Annotated in this window: 13 protein-coding genes and 2 pseudogenes; 7 read left to right on the top strand and 8 right to left on the bottom strand. The window is 49.4% G+C overall.

Annotated features, from left to right (window positions below):
- The first annotated feature begins 77 nt into the window (after positions 1–77).
- The 4 genes and pseudogenes from EFER_RS12430 to EFER_RS12410 all read left to right on the top strand — a co-directional run.
- On the top strand, positions 78–785 hold the full coding sequence (locus EFER_RS12430) for a DUF1266 domain-containing protein (protein ID WP_000367044.1): 708 nt from the start codon (positions 78–80) through the stop codon (positions 783–785).
- Positions 782–1,342: pseudogene (locus EFER_RS12425) on the top strand (J domain-containing protein); the annotation flags it as partial. The gene EFER_RS12430 and the pseudogene EFER_RS12425, both read left to right, overlap by 4 nt.
- Before the next feature lie 52 nt (positions 1,343–1,394).
- Positions 1,395–2,557, top strand: a protein-coding gene (locus EFER_RS12415) for an IS3-like element IS3F family transposase (protein ID WP_134895654.1) whose coding sequence is annotated in 2 segments (ribosomal slippage) — positions 1,395–1,656 and positions 1,656–2,557 — 1,164 coding nt in all. Because the reading frame shifts where the segments join, the coding sequence is not laid out codon by codon here.
- Between the two features lie 29 nt (positions 2,558–2,586).
- Positions 2,587–3,471, top strand: a pseudogene (locus EFER_RS12410) (J domain-containing protein); the annotation flags it as partial.
- 9 nt (positions 3,472–3,480) lie between these two features.
- Here EFER_RS12410 and EFER_RS12405 read toward each other — a convergent pair.
- On the bottom strand, positions 3,481–4,035 hold the full coding sequence (locus EFER_RS12405; RefSeq protein ID WP_001035658.1) for a tetratricopeptide repeat protein: 555 nt from the start codon (positions 4,033–4,035) through the stop codon (positions 3,481–3,483).
- Positions 4,036–4,136: 101 nt separating this feature from the next.
- On the opposite strand from EFER_RS12405, the gene EFER_RS12400 reads away from it, so the two are divergent.
- Together EFER_RS12400 and djlC are read left to right on the top strand one after the other, a co-directional pair.
- On the top strand, positions 4,137–4,844 hold the full coding sequence (locus EFER_RS12400; RefSeq protein ID WP_001030943.1) for a DUF1266 domain-containing protein: 708 nt from the start codon (positions 4,137–4,139) through the stop codon (positions 4,842–4,844).
- Complete coding sequence (gene djlC, locus EFER_RS12395; RefSeq protein WP_015953590.1) at positions 4,841–6,292, top strand: co-chaperone DjlC; 1,452 nt, start codon at positions 4,841–4,843, stop codon at positions 6,290–6,292. Before EFER_RS12400 ends, djlC begins: the two co-directional genes overlap by 4 nt.
- Positions 6,293–6,351: 59 nt before the next feature.
- On the opposite strand, the gene hscC is transcribed toward djlC, so the two are convergent.
- The 6 genes from hscC to gltI form a co-directional block, all read right to left on the bottom strand.
- Positions 6,352–8,022 carry a molecular chaperone HscC gene (gene hscC, locus EFER_RS12390; RefSeq protein WP_000367865.1) on the bottom strand — a complete coding sequence of 557 codons (1,671 nt, stop codon included), beginning with the start codon at positions 8,020–8,022 and terminating at the stop codon, positions 6,352–6,354.
- A gap of 83 nt (positions 8,023–8,105) precedes the next feature.
- Positions 8,106–9,041 carry a pyrimidine-specific ribonucleoside hydrolase RihA gene (rihA, locus tag EFER_RS12385; protein WP_001207494.1) on the bottom strand — a complete coding sequence of 312 codons (936 nt, stop codon included), beginning with the start codon at positions 9,039–9,041 and terminating at the stop codon, positions 8,106–8,108.
- A 117-nt stretch (positions 9,042–9,158) separates the two neighbouring features.
- Positions 9,159–9,884 carry a glutamate/aspartate ABC transporter ATP-binding protein GltL gene (gene gltL / locus EFER_RS12380; protein ID WP_000631384.1) on the bottom strand — a complete coding sequence of 242 codons (726 nt, stop codon included), beginning with the start codon at positions 9,882–9,884 and terminating at the stop codon, positions 9,159–9,161.
- Positions 9,884–10,558 carry a glutamate/aspartate ABC transporter permease GltK gene (gene gltK / locus EFER_RS12375; protein WP_000272805.1) on the bottom strand — a complete coding sequence of 225 codons (675 nt, stop codon included), beginning with the start codon at positions 10,556–10,558 and terminating at the stop codon, positions 9,884–9,886. Before gltK ends, gltL begins: the two co-directional genes overlap by 1 nt.
- The gene (gene gltJ, locus EFER_RS12370; RefSeq protein WP_000020941.1) at positions 10,558–11,298 is read right to left on the bottom strand and encodes a glutamate/aspartate ABC transporter permease GltJ; all 741 of its coding nucleotides are present in this window, start codon (positions 11,296–11,298) and stop codon (positions 10,558–10,560) included. Before gltJ ends, gltK begins: the two co-directional genes overlap by 1 nt.
- Before the next feature lie 169 nt (positions 11,299–11,467).
- Positions 11,468–12,376 (bottom strand): glutamate/aspartate ABC transporter substrate-binding protein GltI, encoded by a 909-nt coding sequence (gene gltI / locus EFER_RS12365; RefSeq protein ID WP_001309342.1) that lies wholly within the window; start codon positions 12,374–12,376, stop codon positions 11,468–11,470.
- Positions 12,377–12,831: 455 nt separating this feature from the next.
- Between gltI and EFER_RS12360 the strand changes: the two genes are divergently transcribed.
- The gene (locus EFER_RS12360; protein WP_001276768.1) at positions 12,832–14,709 is read left to right on the top strand and encodes a rhomboid family intramembrane serine protease; all 1,878 of its coding nucleotides are present in this window, start codon (positions 12,832–12,834) and stop codon (positions 14,707–14,709) included.
- A 131-nt stretch (positions 14,710–14,840) separates the two neighbouring features.
- On the opposite strand, the gene lnt is transcribed toward EFER_RS12360, so the two are convergent.
- Entirely contained in the window at positions 14,841–16,379 is a 1,539-nt protein-coding gene (gene lnt / locus EFER_RS12355; RefSeq protein ID WP_000853015.1) for an apolipoprotein N-acyltransferase, read from the bottom strand.
- Positions 16,380–16,402 lie beyond the last annotated feature (23 nt).

The raw sequence follows: 16,402 nt of genomic DNA, 5'->3' as shown, positions 1-16,402 counted from the left end.
CGCGTCAGAAAAGTATAAATAAATGAGTCTCGCAATGTAGTTTATATTCATTAAATGAATATTTAAGGATGGATTATATGGACATGGAGTCGCAAAAAATATTGTTTGCACTTTCCACTCCGATGGAAATACGCAATGAATGCTGTTTACCTTCGCATTCATCGCCCAAAATGTATTTAGGTACACGCTTTTTTGACCTTTCTTCCTCCTGGGGAATTGATGACCGTGATGACCTGCTGCGCACAATTCACCGAATGATCGATAACGGTCATGCTGCGCGGTTGGCTGGTTTTTATCACCGCTGGTTTCGTTATTCACCATGTGAATGGCGTAACTATACCAGTGAGTTAAATGAGTCAGGCCAGGCTTACGCGCAGTTTGTCGCCAGCACAGCCGAATGTTGTGGCGAAGGCGGTATAAAAGCCTGGGATTATGTCCGTATGGGTTTTTTAAGCCGGATGGGCGTACTTAATAACTGGCTCAGCGAAGAAGAAAGCCTGTGGATCCAGTCGCGTATTCACCTGCGAGCAATAAACTATTACGCCAACTGGCGGCAATATTTCGCAGCATATATTTTTGGGCGACAATACTGGCAGTCTCCCGAGGATGATAATCTGCCTTTATTACGTGAATTCTTAGCGCGTAAAGAATACGACGATTCCGGCAATGATATGTTTTATCAATTATTTGCCAGTGACGATGCATATTACGCGACCTTACCCTGGCAACCACTGGCTGACTACCCCACATGTCCGGAAACGCTTAAGGATATGAGCGACCTATGAAAAATTGCTGGAAGATTCTCGAAATAGAGGAAACGACTGACGTCGATATTATCCGCCGCGCTTATCTGGCGCTGTTACCGTCCTTTCATCCAGAAACCGATCCGCAGGGTTTTAAACAACTTCGTCAGGCGTATGAGGACGCGCTACGGATTGCGCAGTCGCCTGCTAAATCTGTTTGGCAACCAGAAGAACATGAAGTTGCAGAACATGAAATTCTGCTCGCCTTTCGTGCGTTACTCGCCTCTGATAGCGAACGTTTTCTGCCCTCTGCCTGGCAGCGATTCATTCAGCAATTAAATTATTGCTCGATGGAAGATATTGATGAATTACGCTGGTCGCTGTGCACAATAGCCATGAACACTGCCCATTTATCCTTCGAGTGCGTGGTGTTATTAGCAGAAAGATTGCGGTGGTTGCAGGAGGAAAACGTCGGGGAAATAGACGAAGAAGAACTGGAATCCTTTTTATATGCCATTGCGAAGGGGAATGTTTTTAACTTCCAGACCATTCTGCATCTGCCCGTTGCCGTACAAAATGACACCATTGATCTTACCCAGCAATAGTGGACACGCGGCTAAGTGAGTAAACTCTCAGTCAGAGGTGACTCACATGACAAAATCTGTATCAACCAGCAAAAAAGCACGTAAACAGCATTCGCCTGAATTTCGCAGTGAAGCCCTGAAACTTGCTGAACGCATCGGTGTTGCTGCCGCAGCCCGTGAACTCAGCCTGTATGAATCACAGCTCTACAACTGGCGCAGTAAACAGCAACATCAGCAGACTTCTTCTGAACGTGAGCTGGAGATGTCCACCGAGATTGCACGTCTCAAACGCCAGCTGGCAGAACGGGATGAAGAGCTGGCTATCCTCCAAAAGGCCGCGACATACTTTGCGAAGCGCCTGAAATGAAGTATGTCTTTATTGAAAAACATCAGGCGGAGTTCAGCATCAAAGCAATGTGCCGTGTGCTCCGGGTGGCCCGCAGCGGCTGGTATACATGGTGTCAGCGGCGTACAAGGATAAGCAAGCGTCAGCAGTTCCGTCAGCACTGCGACAGCGTTGTCCGTGAGGCTTTTACCCGGTCAAAACAGCGTTACGGTGCACCACGCCTGACGGATGAACTGTGTGCTCAGGGTTACCACTTTAACGTAAAAACCGTGGCGGCAAGCCTGCGCCGTCAGGGGCTGAGGGCAAAAGCCTCCCGGAAGTTCAGCCCGGTCAGTTACCGTGCACACAACCTGCCTGTGTCAGAAAATCTGCTGGAGCAGGATTTTTACGCCAGTGGCCCTAACCAGAAGTGGGCGGGAGACATCACTTACTTACGTACAGATGAAGGCTGGCTGTATCTGGCAGTGGTCATTGACCTGTGGTCACGTGCCGTTATTGGCTGGTCAATGTCGCCACGCATGACGGCGCAACTGGCCTGCGATGCCCTGCAGATGGCGCTGTGGCGGCGTAAGAGACCCCGGAACGTTATCGTTCACACGGACCGCGGAAGCCAGTACTGTTCAGCAGATTATCAGGCGCTGCTGAAGCGGCATAATCTGCGTGGCAGTATGAGCGCAAAGGGATGCTGCTACGATAATGCCTGCGTGGAAAGCTTCTTTCATTCGCTGAAAGTGGAATCTCTCCACGGAGAACACTTTATCAGCCGGGAAATAATGCGGGCAACAGTGTTTAATTATATCGAATGTGATTACAATCGCTGGCGACGGCACAGTTGGTGTGGTGGTCTCAGTCCGGAACAATTTGAAAACCAGAACCTCGCTTAGAGCTGTGTCCATATTACGAGGGTAGGATCACCATTGATTTTTACCAAATGTTCGCTCGGATTTGGTCATCGCATCCAGAATGGCTGACATTGTATTTAGCGCAACATCGCGCAGTGATTATCCCCGATGATGCAAATTTGCACAGAAATTTACTGTGCTGGTATAGCGCAGTCCGTCTGGGAATACCCGAACTCCTGGACTACGCCCGGTCATGGCGGGAAACTGAACCTGATAATGAAGATGCGCGTTATTATGAATACGCGCAACGCGTCTATTGTGGAGAAGGCGAAAGCTTGCTGGCAGAACTTTGTGACTTCTGGCGCGAGTCTCCCTCGACCCAGGCAGATGTATTAATGTTGCAATGGTGCCGTCAGCATCGGGTCGATTATTACCCGTTAGTCGTGATGATGATTGAAGCGCGTGATCTGGTTAACGATCAGGGAAAACCGCTACTTTATGTCCCTGGTGACAGCGCTCGTACGCGTTTTCATTTATACGAAATACTCAGTGATGAAAAACTCTCTGCGCTGGGGCGTTCTCTGGTTGAGATGGTTTTGCACAAAGGGCGTAAGCCGCGAATCTCACTCACGCGTGATACACAGTATCCCTTATGGCCATTATATTTAGTTGCTAAACAATTAGTGCAGGCCAGCCAACCTACAGAAGAATCATTAATGCCGATCGTCGCCCGCCTTGATGCAGAAGATCGTTGTCCTCTGGAAGCATTAATAATTCGACGATTATTAATTCAGTCGGCGAATTTTGCCGGGCAACAAACCGTCGAGCCGGAGCCGCAACCGCAGCCAATGCCCGTTGACGATGGTGGGCCGGGCTGTCTGGGCATCATTAAAATTATTTTCTATATTTTTATCTTTGCTGGTTTGATAGGGAAAATACTCCATCTGTTCGGGTGAAAGTCGACGTTAATGTGCGGGAAGCTCAGCAAGTAATCTTTCCGCATTTTTATAATGTTGCTCTGCCGCCAGTTTTAACCATTTGCGAGCTTCATAATTGTTGGTGCTAATGCCCGTACCGTTTCTGTAGATCAAACCCAACGTGTATTGTGCATGAACATGCCCTTGTTCAGCGGCTTCCTTATACCAGAGAATTGCTTTACGGGTATCGGGATTGACTCCCAAACCTTTCAGGTAGATCCATCCTAGTTTACTTTGCGCTCGTGGATTTTCCTGTTCCGCTGATTGCTCATACCAGTACCTCGCCTGTGTATAATCCAGCGGTTTACCGCCGCTACCATGAAGATAAAATTCACCAAGGCGATATTGCGACGTTGAGTGACCATGAATCGCGGAAAGCTCCGTTGCTGCCGTGGTGAATGGAAGGTTGCCCGGTGAGCTTAAATAATCAAAGGCATAATTCGCCATGGCTTTATCACGCAACGTCGTTTTCTTGGGTTGGCTAATACAGGTTATTGCTGCAACTATAAATATTGCGAATATATACATTAATTTTTTATTCATGTGTGAATGCTTCGATTTTCTTTTTATTTTGAAAGCGTCAAGTTTATACTCATCAATAATAAAAAAGTAGTCAGTTAATGCACTTAAGGGATTATTAACAAATGAATAAGGAAGAACAATATCTTCTTTTTGCGCTTTCTACGCCCATGGAAATACTTAATCAGGGTTGCAAGCCCGCGCATGACTCGCCAAAAATGTATACCGGGATAAAAGAATTCGATCTCTCATCATCCTGGGGAATAAATAATCGTGATGATTTAATTCAGACTATTTATCAGATGACCGATGATGGTCATGCCAATGATTTAGCTGGCTTATATCTGACATGGCATCGCTCTTCCCCTGAAGAGTGGAAAGCATTAATTGCTGGCGGCTCGGAGAGAGGGTTGATTTATACCCAATTCGTTGCCCAAACCGCTATGTGTTGTGGGGAAGGGGGAATCAAAGCCTGGGATTATGTGCGGATGGGTTTTTTATCACGGGTTGGTGTGCTCAACAAGTGGCTGACGGAAGACGAGAGTTTATGGCTGCAATCGCGCGTCTATATACGAGCACACCATTACTATCACAGCTGGATGCACTATTTTTCCGCCTATTCGTTAGGGCGTCTCTACTGGCAATCTTCTCAGTGCGAAGACAACGCTTCGCTACGCGAGGCGCTAACCCTGTACAAATACGATAGCGCCGGGAGTCGGATGTTCGAAGAGCTGGCAGCGGGAAGCGACCGTTTCTATGCCACGCTTCCCTGGCAGCCATTAACTGTCCAGCCTGAATGCCCGGTAACGCTTAAGGATGTGAGCGACCTATGAAAACATGTTGGCAAATCCTCGAAATTGAAAGCACGACGCAAATAGACATTATCCGCCAGGCTTATCTTGCTCGCTTACCGTTGTGTCATCCCGAAACCGATCCGCAGGGGTTTAAAGCATTACGCCAGGCCTATGAAGAGGCGCTGCGACTGGCGGTAAATCCTGTCGAGGAAGCAGATGATGAAGAAAAAGATGCCGCCGCTGAACATGAAATACTACGTGCATTCAGGGCATTACTGGATTCTGAAAGTGATCGTTTTCAGCCCTCCGCCTGGCAGAAATTTATTCAGCAATTAAATACCTGGAACATGGAGGATGTCGATCAATTACGCTGGCCGCTGTGTGCAGTCGCTATAGAAGCGCGATATCTTTCATTAAATTGTGCTTCTTTGCTGGCAGAGCGTTTGAACTGGCATTCGTTTAATGACAGCGAAGGAATGGATGAGGAAGAAAGGGAGGCTTTTCTTGAGGCCATTCAGGCTGGTGATTGTTTCGATTTCCTTAGCCTTCTGGAATATCCCGTCGCGTTGCAGAACCAGACTGTTGAGTATTACTTCGCATTGGAACGCTGCTGCCGTTATCACCCTGACTATGTCACTGCGTTTTTGGCGATGGAAGGTCCGTGGTTCATTCCTGATGATGCGAAGTTGCATCGCAAACTGTTGCGCTGGTACAGCTCGGTGCAAACAGGTATGGCGGAACTCATTCCTGTAGCGCAACAGTGGCAAACGGAAGAACCAGAAAGTGAAGATGCCCGATATTACCAGTGTGCGCAACGGTTGTACTGCGGCGAGGGTGAAAGCATGCTTGCCGATCTCTGCGGTTACTGGGAAAGTTATCCGTCTACACAAGCCGATAATTTATTACTGCAGTGGAGTGCGCAACATTGCCCGGATTATTTCGCGCTGTTAGTGATAGTTATCGAAGCGCAAAGCATGATTGATGCGCAAGGTAACCCGTTGAAATATGTTCCTGGTGAGAGCGCCCGGACGCGGCTGTTATGGGCTGAAATTTTACATAGCGGAAAATTATCGCCGTTAGGTCAATCGTTTATTGAGTCGTTATTCTTCAAGCGCAAAGCATGGGCATGGTGGAAATCGAGAGTCGGTAGCGAGACAGAACAAGATTCACCGTTACTGGATTTGTATCGGGTAGCGGAACAGGTTGTGCTGGAAGCGTTCCCGAAACAAGAGATGCTGGCCCGTCTTAATACAAGGCTGGAAGGTGGAGATGCTCATCCATTAGAGGCCATTATCACGCGGATGCTGTTGACGAAAGTGAAACTCGAGCCGGAGGATGAAGATGTCGATGAGCCAACACCTGAAAACCACGAAGAAAAAAATGATGAGGATGAAAAACCACAGAGCATTACCAGCATTATCAAAATCAGCTTAACGGTGCTGGTGATAGGTTATGCTCTCGGAAAAATCGCGATGTTGTTTAGCTGAGGATGTGTTTTTTGCGCCGATGCCGGATGCAGCGTTTATGCCGCATCCGGCAGCCGTGTTTAAGGGATCTCAATAGCCAAATAATCGCTCGCCCGTCGCCGAACTTCATCGACGCGGGCCATATCGTTTGACTGCAACGCCGCATCAAAATCGGTGATCACCCGGCCGATCTCTTCTCGCTCGTCACCCAGCGCCCGCGCCCACAACTCTTCCAGTTTGGCCTTAAAGGTGCGGTTGATGAGCATATCGCGCGGATAAATTTTCAATGCGGATAACCGCGTCCGACTCTCTTCAATCTGCTGTGCGCTCAATGTTACAGGACTGTGATTAATGACTCTGGACTTAACGCTGCCGTCTTCCAGAAGCACGTCAACTTCAAGCAACCCGTTGATATCATAACTAAAGCGAATATCAATCGACTGATAAGCCCCGGTTTTCTTCAACGGCACATCGAAGGATTCCACCAGAATGTTATTTTTAACTTTGTGGTTTTCTCCCTGATAGACGTTAACCGTAATTGAATCCTGTTCCGGGTGCATGGTCGAGTAAGTTTCTACACGCGACACCGGTACAGTGGTGTTTCGTTCAATAATCGGTGAGAAAATGCCGGAAACGCCCTGGCGGTTAACTTCAACACCTAAGGAGTAGGGGCAAATATCGGTGAGGATCACTTCTTCAATGTCTCCGCTGCGTAAGCGGCAGGCGGCCTGGATCGCTGCGCCCAGCGCGACAATAGTACTCGGGTCGTAACTTTGATACGGTAATTTGCCAAACAGACGCACGGCGATTCGCTGCACCAGCGGCATTTGTGATGCGCCGCCAACCAGCACCAGACTGTCGATTTGACTTGGCTTCAGACGTGCATCGCGCAACGCCTGTTCAATCGGCACTCGCAAGCGATTGAGCAGCGGCAACCACAAATCTTCCAGTTCGTTCTCGTAAAATTCGCACTCACGCGTTTCTTCCTGATACTGCCAGCTAATTTGCAGCGGTAATTGATTGCTGCATTTTGCCGCTTCCACGCTGGTGTACAGGGCTGCCAGCTCACTTTCGTTGAGCATGTTTTTAGCCACTGCGGCGCGTTTTAAAACTTCATCCACCAGCATATGAGTAAAATCTTCGCCGCCAAGAAAGTTGTCGCCAGCGGAGGCGTGAACTTCAATCACCGGCGTGGCGTATTCGAGCACCGTGACGTCAAACGTGCCGCCACCGAGATCAAAAACCAGCGAGCGGGTATTTTGTTGCGTATGCAGGCCATATGCCATCGCAGCTGCTGTGGGTTCATTAATTAAGCGTACCGCATTTAACCCGGCTAACTCCGCTGCTAAACGGGTATGCTTGCGTTGTTCATCGCTGAAATAAGCCGGAACGGAGATCACCACATCTTTAATCGGACGTTGCAGAAATTCTTCGGCATCTTCTTTTAATGAGCGTAATACCAAAGAGGACAGTTCTGGCGCGTTAAATGTGTCGCTGCCTAACCGCCAGTTGGTATTACTGCCCATTGCACGTTTAAATAACGCTGCCGTTTTATCCGGATGCGAAGTGCGCCGTGATACAGCGGGTTTTCCGACTAAAATATGATTATTTTCATCCATGCTAATTATGGATGGTGTTAAATATTCACCGAACTTATTTGGAATTAATTGCGCGGCACCGTCTTTCCAGACGGCAATTAAACTATTGGTAGTACCGAGATCGATACCAATGGCGAGTTCTGCATTATCCATTGCATTTATATCTTAAAGGAAAAAGAGATAAACAGATTAAGACCACCCAGGTAACGCGTGGTGATCTTAATCAATGACGTGTGTTAAGCGTAAAATTTCAGACGCTCAGCCAGTAAATCAACAAAGCCCTGACGATCAACATCGACCATTACAGTAGCATTCGGTTTATTGCCGGTCAGATAATAATAATCAACAACCGTCATACCCTGGGTATATTTCCCTTGTGTTTCCACGCCAACCCAGCGCTCAACAGTGGTAAACAACTCCGGTTTTAACAGCCAGGCGATGGTGCATGGGTCATGCAGCGGTGCGCCAACAAAGCCCCATTTTTCGTCTTTATGATATTCGAGGAAGAAATCCAGCAGTTCGGCAACAATGGTTGAAACAGGGTTGCCAATCGCGCGGAAACGCTCGGTGTCTTCAACGTGGATTTGTGCTTTGTGGGTAACATCCAGACCGGCCATCACCACCGGGATCCCTGACTGGAAAACAATTTCTGCCGCTTCCGGGTCAACATAAATATTAAACTCGGCGGCTGGCGTCCAGTTACCAATCCCCATTGCGCCGCCCATAATCACGATTCGGGCGATTTTGCTATGCAATTCCGGATGGCTATTGAGCAGCAAGGCAACGTTAGTTTGCGGTCCGGTAGAAACAATCGTGACAGGTTCCGCACTTTCACGCAGCGTTTTCGCCATCAGCTCTACCGCCGTACAGTTTTGCGGTGCGAACGTCGGTTCCGGTAATGCAGGGCCGTCGAGACCGCTTTCGCCGTGCACATTGTCCGCGATAATCAAATCACGCATTAATGGTTTTACCGCGCCGCCTGCTACCGGAATATCGGTGCGATTAAGCAAGGTCAGCATACGCAGAACATTGCGTAAGGTTTTTTCTGGTGTCTGGTTTCCGGCGGAAGACGTAATTGCTTTGACATCAAGCTCTGGTGAGGCGAGGGCAAGAACTATTGCGATAGCGTCGTCATGACCTGGGTCGCAATCTAACAGAATCGGCAGTGCCATTGTTGCTCCTTGTTGTGTGCTTCTTTGCGACAAGGGTAACGCCAGGATGTAACAGATACGAGGGGCGAAACGATAAAGCGTGAGATGGCGCGCACTTGGGTATGCGCGCCAGAGTGATTAATGCAGGATTTTCGCGAGGAAGTCTTTTGCGCGGTCCGATTTCGGATCATCGAAGAAAGCGTCTTTCGGCGAGTCTTCGACAATTTTACCCTCGTCCATAAAGATCACCCGATTCGCCACTTTACGGGCAAAGCCCATTTCGTGGGTCACCACCATCATGGTCATTCCTTCGTTCGCCAGTTCCACCATCACGTCCAGGACTTCGTTGATCATCTCCGGATCCAGCGCCGACGTTGGTTCGTCGAACAGCATCGCAATAGGATCCATGCACAACGCGCGAGCGATTGCCACACGCTGCTGCTGACCACCGGAAAGCTGCGCCGGAAATTTATTGGCATGTGCGGAAAGTCCCACGCGCTCCAGTAATTTCAGGGCTTTTTCACGAGCGGGCGCTTTATCGCGTTTAAGCACTTTCACCTGCGCCAGGGTCAGGTTTTCAATAATCGACAAATGAGGGAACAGCTCGAAATGCTGGAACACCATCCCGACGCGGGAACGCAGCTTTGCCAGATCGGTTTTCTTATCATTAACCACGATGCCATCGACGGTGATTTCACCTTGCTGCACCGGTTCGAGGCCGTTGACGGTTTTAATCAGTGTTGATTTGCCGGAACCAGACGGGCCGCAAACCACCACCACTTCGCCTTTTTTCACTTCGGTTGAGCAGTCGGTCAGCACCTGAAAGTGACCATACCATTTTGAAACATTTTTCAGGGTAATCATTATGCTGTCCTTCTTTTCAAGTAGCTGACCAACAACGATGCGCTAAGGCTAATAACGAAATAAACAAACCCGGCAAACAGAATCATCTCGACCTGTGTACCATCACGCTCACCAATGGTTGAGGCGGTACGGAAGAAATCGGCCAGAGATAACACATACACCAGCGAGGTATCCTGGAACAGTACGATGCCCTGAGTGAGCAGCAGCGGCACCATCGCGCGGAACGCCTGCGGCAGAATAATCAGTTTCATCGACTGCCAGTGAGTCATCCCCAACGCCAGTGCGGCGCTCGACTGCCCACGGGAAATACTTTGAATACCGGCACGGATAATCTCTGAATAGTAGGCCGCTTCAAACATCGAAAACGCCACCATCGCCGAAATTAAACGGATATCATTTTTTGGCGATAATCCCAGCACGTTTTGCAGAAAACCCGGCACAATCAGGTAAAACCATAGCAAAACCATGACTAACGGAATCGAACGGAACACGTTAACGTAGGCTTTGGCAAACCAGGCAATCGGCGCAAAGCTGGACAAGCGCATTACTGCCAGCAACGTACCCCACAAAATACCAATGACCACCGCCGTGATGGTGATTTTCAGGGTGATCACCAACCCGTCGAGCAGATATGGCAGGGAAGGAACAATGGAACTCCAGTCAAACTCGTACATTATTTGCCCCCCATGTTGCCGGGCAGGCGAACTTTACGTTCAACCAGCGTCATCACCAGCATGATAAAAGCGTTAATCAACACATACGCCAGCGTAATGGCGGTAAATGACTCCCAGGCGTGGGCCGAGTAATCGAGCAATTTACCGGCCTGCGCCGCCATATCCACCAGACCGATGGTCGAGGCGATGGCGGAGTTTTTTACCAGGTTCATCATCTCAGAGGTCATTGGCGGGACGATAACGCGATAAGCGTTAGGCAACAGTACGTAGCGGTAAGCCTGCGGTAGCGTCAGACCCATTGCCAGCGCGGCATTCTTTTGCCCACGCGGCAACGACTGAATCGCGGCGCGTACTTGTTCGCAAACACGAGCTGCAGTAAACAGTCCCAGACAGAGCATGGAGGAGAGGAAAAACTGAATATTTGGGTCTAGTTCTGCCTTAAACCACATGCCGATTTTTTCCGGCAACAGTTCAGGGATAACCAGATACCAGGTAAAGAATTGCACAATCAACGGCACGTTGCGGAACAGTTCGACATACAACGTACCCAGACCGGAGAGAAAACGGTTTGGAACGGTACGTAAAATGCCGAAAAATGAACCGACGAGGAAGGCGATAATCCAGGCGCAGATCGACAAAGCAATCGTCACCTGAAAACCACTCCAGATCCAACCAAGATAGGTGGTGTTGCCGAACGGGGCTTGTTGTAAAAAAATACCCCAGTTCCAGTCTATAGACATAAATCTACTCCAGAAAAAAGAGGGTAGCAGCGTTAACTGCTACCCTCGAAGATTGTTACCCAGCGTATTGCGGTTTTCAGGCCCGATGGGGAACGACCATCAGGCGTATAGTCTGTCCGTGCTACGTAACAATCGAGAGGGCTGGAATTTCCGCCCCTGGTTCTTGTAATTAGTTCAGTGCCTTGTCATTCGGTTCTTTGAACAGTGCTTTCATTTCGTCCGACAGTTCGAAATTCATGTTCAGGTTTTTCGGCGGAATTGGATTTTTGAACCACTTATCAAACCATTTTTCCGCTTCACCGGAGGTCTGCACCTGAGCGATAGTGTCATCCATCAGCTTTTTGAACTGCGGATCGTCTTTACGCAACATGCAACCGTAGGCTTCCTGAGACTGCGGCTTGCCGACGATTTCCCAGTTGTCTGGTTTCTTCGCTTTCGCTCGCTCACCGGCTAACAGAGCGTCATCCATCATAAAGGCAACGGCACGACCGCTTTCCAGGGTGCGGAAAGAGTCACCGTGGTCTTTGGCGCTGATGATGCGCATGTTCATTTTTTGCTCTTCATTCAGTTTGTTGAGCAAAACTTCAGAGGTGGTGCCGGAAGTGACTACGACGGCTTTGTCTTTCAGATCGGCAAAATCTTTAATATCGCCGCCTTTTTTTGTCAGCAGGCGCGTACCGACCACGAAAATAGTGTCGGAGAAAGCCGCCTGTTTCTGGCGTTCGACGTTGTTGGTGGTAGAACCACATTCAAAATCGAAAGTGCCGTTTTGCAGCAGCGGAATACGGTTTTGTGAGGTGATCGGAATCAATTTCACCTGCAAGTCCGGTTTGTTGAGTTTCTTTTTCACTGCTTCAACAATGGCGTTGGAGTAATCCTGCGAGTAACCCACCACTTTTTGCTGATTGTCGTAATAAGAGAAAGGTACTGAAGATTCACGGTGACCGACGACAATCACACCGTTTTTGGCGATTTTGTCCAGCGTACTGCCTGCTGCCGGGGCGGCGTCATCTGCCTGTGCCAGTCCTGCGGAAAGCGCCAGGGCCAGGATTGCTGTGGCAGGTTTACGTAATTGCATATCCAACTCCTTTATCTTCTGCGTTAAGAACGCATGGATACCCGTTGTGAGTGTTTGTGTTGTTATCATCTGCAACTTTATTGTGCAGTGTTGTGTTTGTTAGGTAACATTTAGTTTGGCTAAATGTAAAGATATTGATGTTTTATTGTTTGTTTTTGCGAGATGCGCCGCACCATTCCGAAGCAAAATTCTTAAACCGCACCTTTTTGGTGCTACCGCTGATTTGTGTTGGTGCAACCCGGTTGCGTTGCGGCTGATTTCATTGCTTACACAGTAAATAAAGCAACTTACATGCCAAAAAATACTTAGGGGTGAATTAATTACGATTGTAATTTCAGGCTGAAAAAGTCATATTTCGGACAGAGTTAACTTTTCGGTATGGGACGTTTGCCGGGATGATAACTGCACACGGGAAAAATGCTTTTTTACCTGTCTTTTCAAGGAAGAATCACCTTATGTCCGCATCTTCGGTTAAGCCGTTAAATGTTCAATTACCCGCAATAACCCTGATCCTTTTTGCGCTATGTGTTGGGATATTTTGTTACCTCGCACAATGGATGAGTTATGAAGAAGTCGATCAATCCGCACTCATCCATCTCGGCGCTAACGTTGCCTCTCTCACGTTGTCGGGTGAACCCTGGCGCTTATTGAGCAGTGTTTTTCTGCACAGTAGTTTTTCCCATTTGCTGATGAATATGTTTGCACTCCTGGTGGTGGGGACAGTGGCGGAACGGATACTGGGGAAATGGCGACTCCTGATTATCTGGTTATTCTCCGGCATCTTTGGTGGGCTCATCAGCGCCTGTTATGCGTTACGCGAAAGTGAGCAGATAGTCATCAGCGTTGGGGCATCCGGGGCAATTATGGGAATAGCTGGCGCTGCGATAGCAACACAGCTTTCTTCAGGTGCGGGTACACACCATAAAAACCAGCGGCGAGTATTTTCTCTGTTGGGTATGGTGGCGCTGACACTGTTGTATGGTGCCCGGCAAGCAGGAATAGATAACGCTTGCCACATTGGCGGCCTGATGGCAGGTGGGGCGTTGGGTTGGCTGAGTGCGCGTTTATCTTGGCAAAACCGACTTGTTACGGAAGGCGGGATTATTGTTGCGGGTAGTCTTCTACTGACCGGGGCTATCTGGCTTGTGCAGCAGCAGATTGATGAATCAGTTTTGCAGGTCAGGCAAAGCCTGCGTGAAGAGTTTTATCCGCAGGAGATTGAACAAGAGCGACGGCATAAAAAGCAGCAGTTAGCGGAGGAACGCAACGCCCTCAGGGAAACATTACCCGCTCCGGTAAGTCGTGAACAGGCCAGTGGTGATTTGCTCGCTGAGATTGCCGATATCCATGATATGGCGATCAGTCGGGATGGTAATACGTTATATGCCGCAATTGAAAACACGAACAGTATTGTTGTTTTCGACCTCGGACAAAAGAAAATCCTGCATACCTTTACAGTGCCCATAGCGAAAGAAAAGTCAGTCAAACATTGTGGTGGCTGTAAAGATCAGGGCGTCAGATCGCTGGTGTTAAGCCCCGATGAAAAGTTGCTGTATGCGACTTCATTTGAAGCGAATGCAGTATCGGTCATTAACGTGGCGACGGGGGAGATTATTCAGTCGATTACCACCGGCGCCCATCCTGACAGCCTTATCCTCTCGCGTGATGGCACAAAAGCCTGGGTGATGAATCGCACCAGTAATAGTGTGTCAGCGATTGATCTGGTGACTTATCAGCATGTGGCGGATATCCCACTGGAGAAATACGACGGGACGGGGACGAGCGGTAAACCAGGCGCCTGGGTTATGGCACTTTCCCCGGATGAAAAAACATTACTGGTTCCGGGAGCAGGCAGAGGTAACATCGTGCGGATCAATACCATCACGCATCAGAAAGAAGACTTTCCCGCAGGTGATGCGCGTGGTGTCGTTTCTGCGATGGGATTCCGACCAAAAAATGGTGAGGTTATTTTTGCCGATAGTCAGGGGATTTCACGTATAAGCACAGGGGATCAACAAGCCAGCATTATGACGCAATGGTGTAGCAGGAGCGTTTATTCTGTTGAGGGTATTAGCCCGGACGGTCAGTATTTAGCGTTGGTGTCATATGGCCTGCAAGGTTATGTCATCCTGCTCAATATTAATGCCGGGCAGATTATTGGCGTTTATCCTGCCAGCTACGTTAATCATCTTCGTTTTTCAGCGGATGGTAGAAAGATATTTGTTATGGCGAAGAACGGGTTAATCCAAATGGACAGGACGCGCTCGCTTGATCCGCAGGCAATTATTCGGCATCCCCAATATGGCGATGTGGCTTGTATCCCTGAACCGTAAAAAAAAGGGGCATGATAATCACGCCCCACAGCTCAATGAGAAAGTACGTTTTGTTGATACCGGATGCGGTGTGAACAGTTTATCTGGCCTGCAAAAATGATGCGATTTTGCTGGCCAGTGCATCATTCACATTAACGTTGACGTGCTCGCAGTCTCATCAATACAGCGGCAAAACCAAACAGTGCCGTCAGTACCCACAGCGGCCAGTTGCCGGTACGTGCGTACGGTGTGAGTCCGGTAGTCGGCGTCACATTAGTGGTCAACACCTCGCGGGTGAATTGCGGGATCATCGCCTGAATCTCACCCTGCGGGCCAATCACCGCCGTGATGCCATTATTGGTGCTACGCAGCAGCGGGCGCGCCAGCTCCAGCGCACGCATTCGCGCCATCTGAAAGTGCTGCCATGGGCCAATAGACTTACCAAACCACGCATCGTTGGAGATAGTCAGCAAATAGTCGGTATCCGGGCGGAAGTTATCGCGCACTTGCTCGCCGAGAATGATCTCGTAGCAAATAGCCGCAGTAAGCTCAATACCATTTACCGACAGCGGTGGTTGGATATATGGTCCACGGCTGAACGACGACATCGGCAGATCAAAGAACGGTGCTAACGGACGCAGAATCGACTCCAGCGGGACAAACTCGCCAAACGGTACCAGATGGTTTTTGTTATAGCGATCGGCTGATTCGTAGCTATACGGTGCACCTTTACCCAGCGTGATGATGGTGTTGTAGGTATCGTAGCGATTCTGCTTATTGAGACGCGCGTCGACAATCCCGGTGACCAGCGAGCTACCTTTATCACGCAACTCACCGTCCAGTGCTTTGAGGAACGGCTGCTGATTAATTTCCAGGTCGGTTATCGCCGACTCCGGCCAGATAATCAGCGATGACTTGCCCATCAGCGGTGCCGTTGCGTTGTAGTAAATCTTCAGCGTATTGAGAAGCTGGCCTTCATCCCACTTCAGCGATTGCGGAATGTCGCCCTGAACCATCGATACCTGAATGGTTTTCTCCGGTTGTGGGGTGAACCACTGGATGTAACGCAGCGGGAAGGGAAGGGCGAACAGCACGACGGCCACCACCAGCGGACGCCAGTTGCGTTTGGTTAACGCCAGTGCCAGCAGGCCGCTAACCATCATTAGCAGGAAGTTAATGGCTTCCACGCCCATTATCGGTGCCAGTCCTTTTAAAGGACCGTCAATCTGGCTATAGCCGAACTGTAACCACGGGAAGCCAGTCAGCACCCAACCGCGCAGAAACTCGGTCACTTGCCAGAGAGCAGGGGCGGCAATCGCCACGCGCAGCCAGGTGGTTTTCGGCCACAGACGCGACAGTACGCCAGCAAACAGTCCGGTATACAGCGACAAATACGCTGCCAGCAGCACCACCAGGAAGATGTTAACTGGGCCAGGCATTCCGCCAAAGGTCGCGATGCTGACATAGACCCAGTTAATACCGCTGCCAAACAGGCCAAATCCCCAGCAAAAGCCAATAGCGGCAGACTGGAGTGGACGGCGGTTAAAGGTCAGCGCCTGAAGCCCCATCAGCGAAATAATCGCCGCAGGCCAGACGTCGTAAGGAGAGAAGGCCAGCGTTCCGCAGGCACCGAATAATAACGCCAGCAGCAGGCGAATGCGCTGGCGTTCAATTAATGAGGCAAAAGCCATGTAGTTATCTATCCAGTTTCGGT

The sequence above is a fragment of the Escherichia fergusonii ATCC 35469 genome, from assembly GCF_000026225.1.
GTDB classification, from domain to species: Bacteria; Pseudomonadota; Gammaproteobacteria; order Enterobacterales; family Enterobacteriaceae; genus Escherichia; species Escherichia fergusonii.
This window is presented reverse-complemented; position numbering and strand designations above follow the sequence as displayed.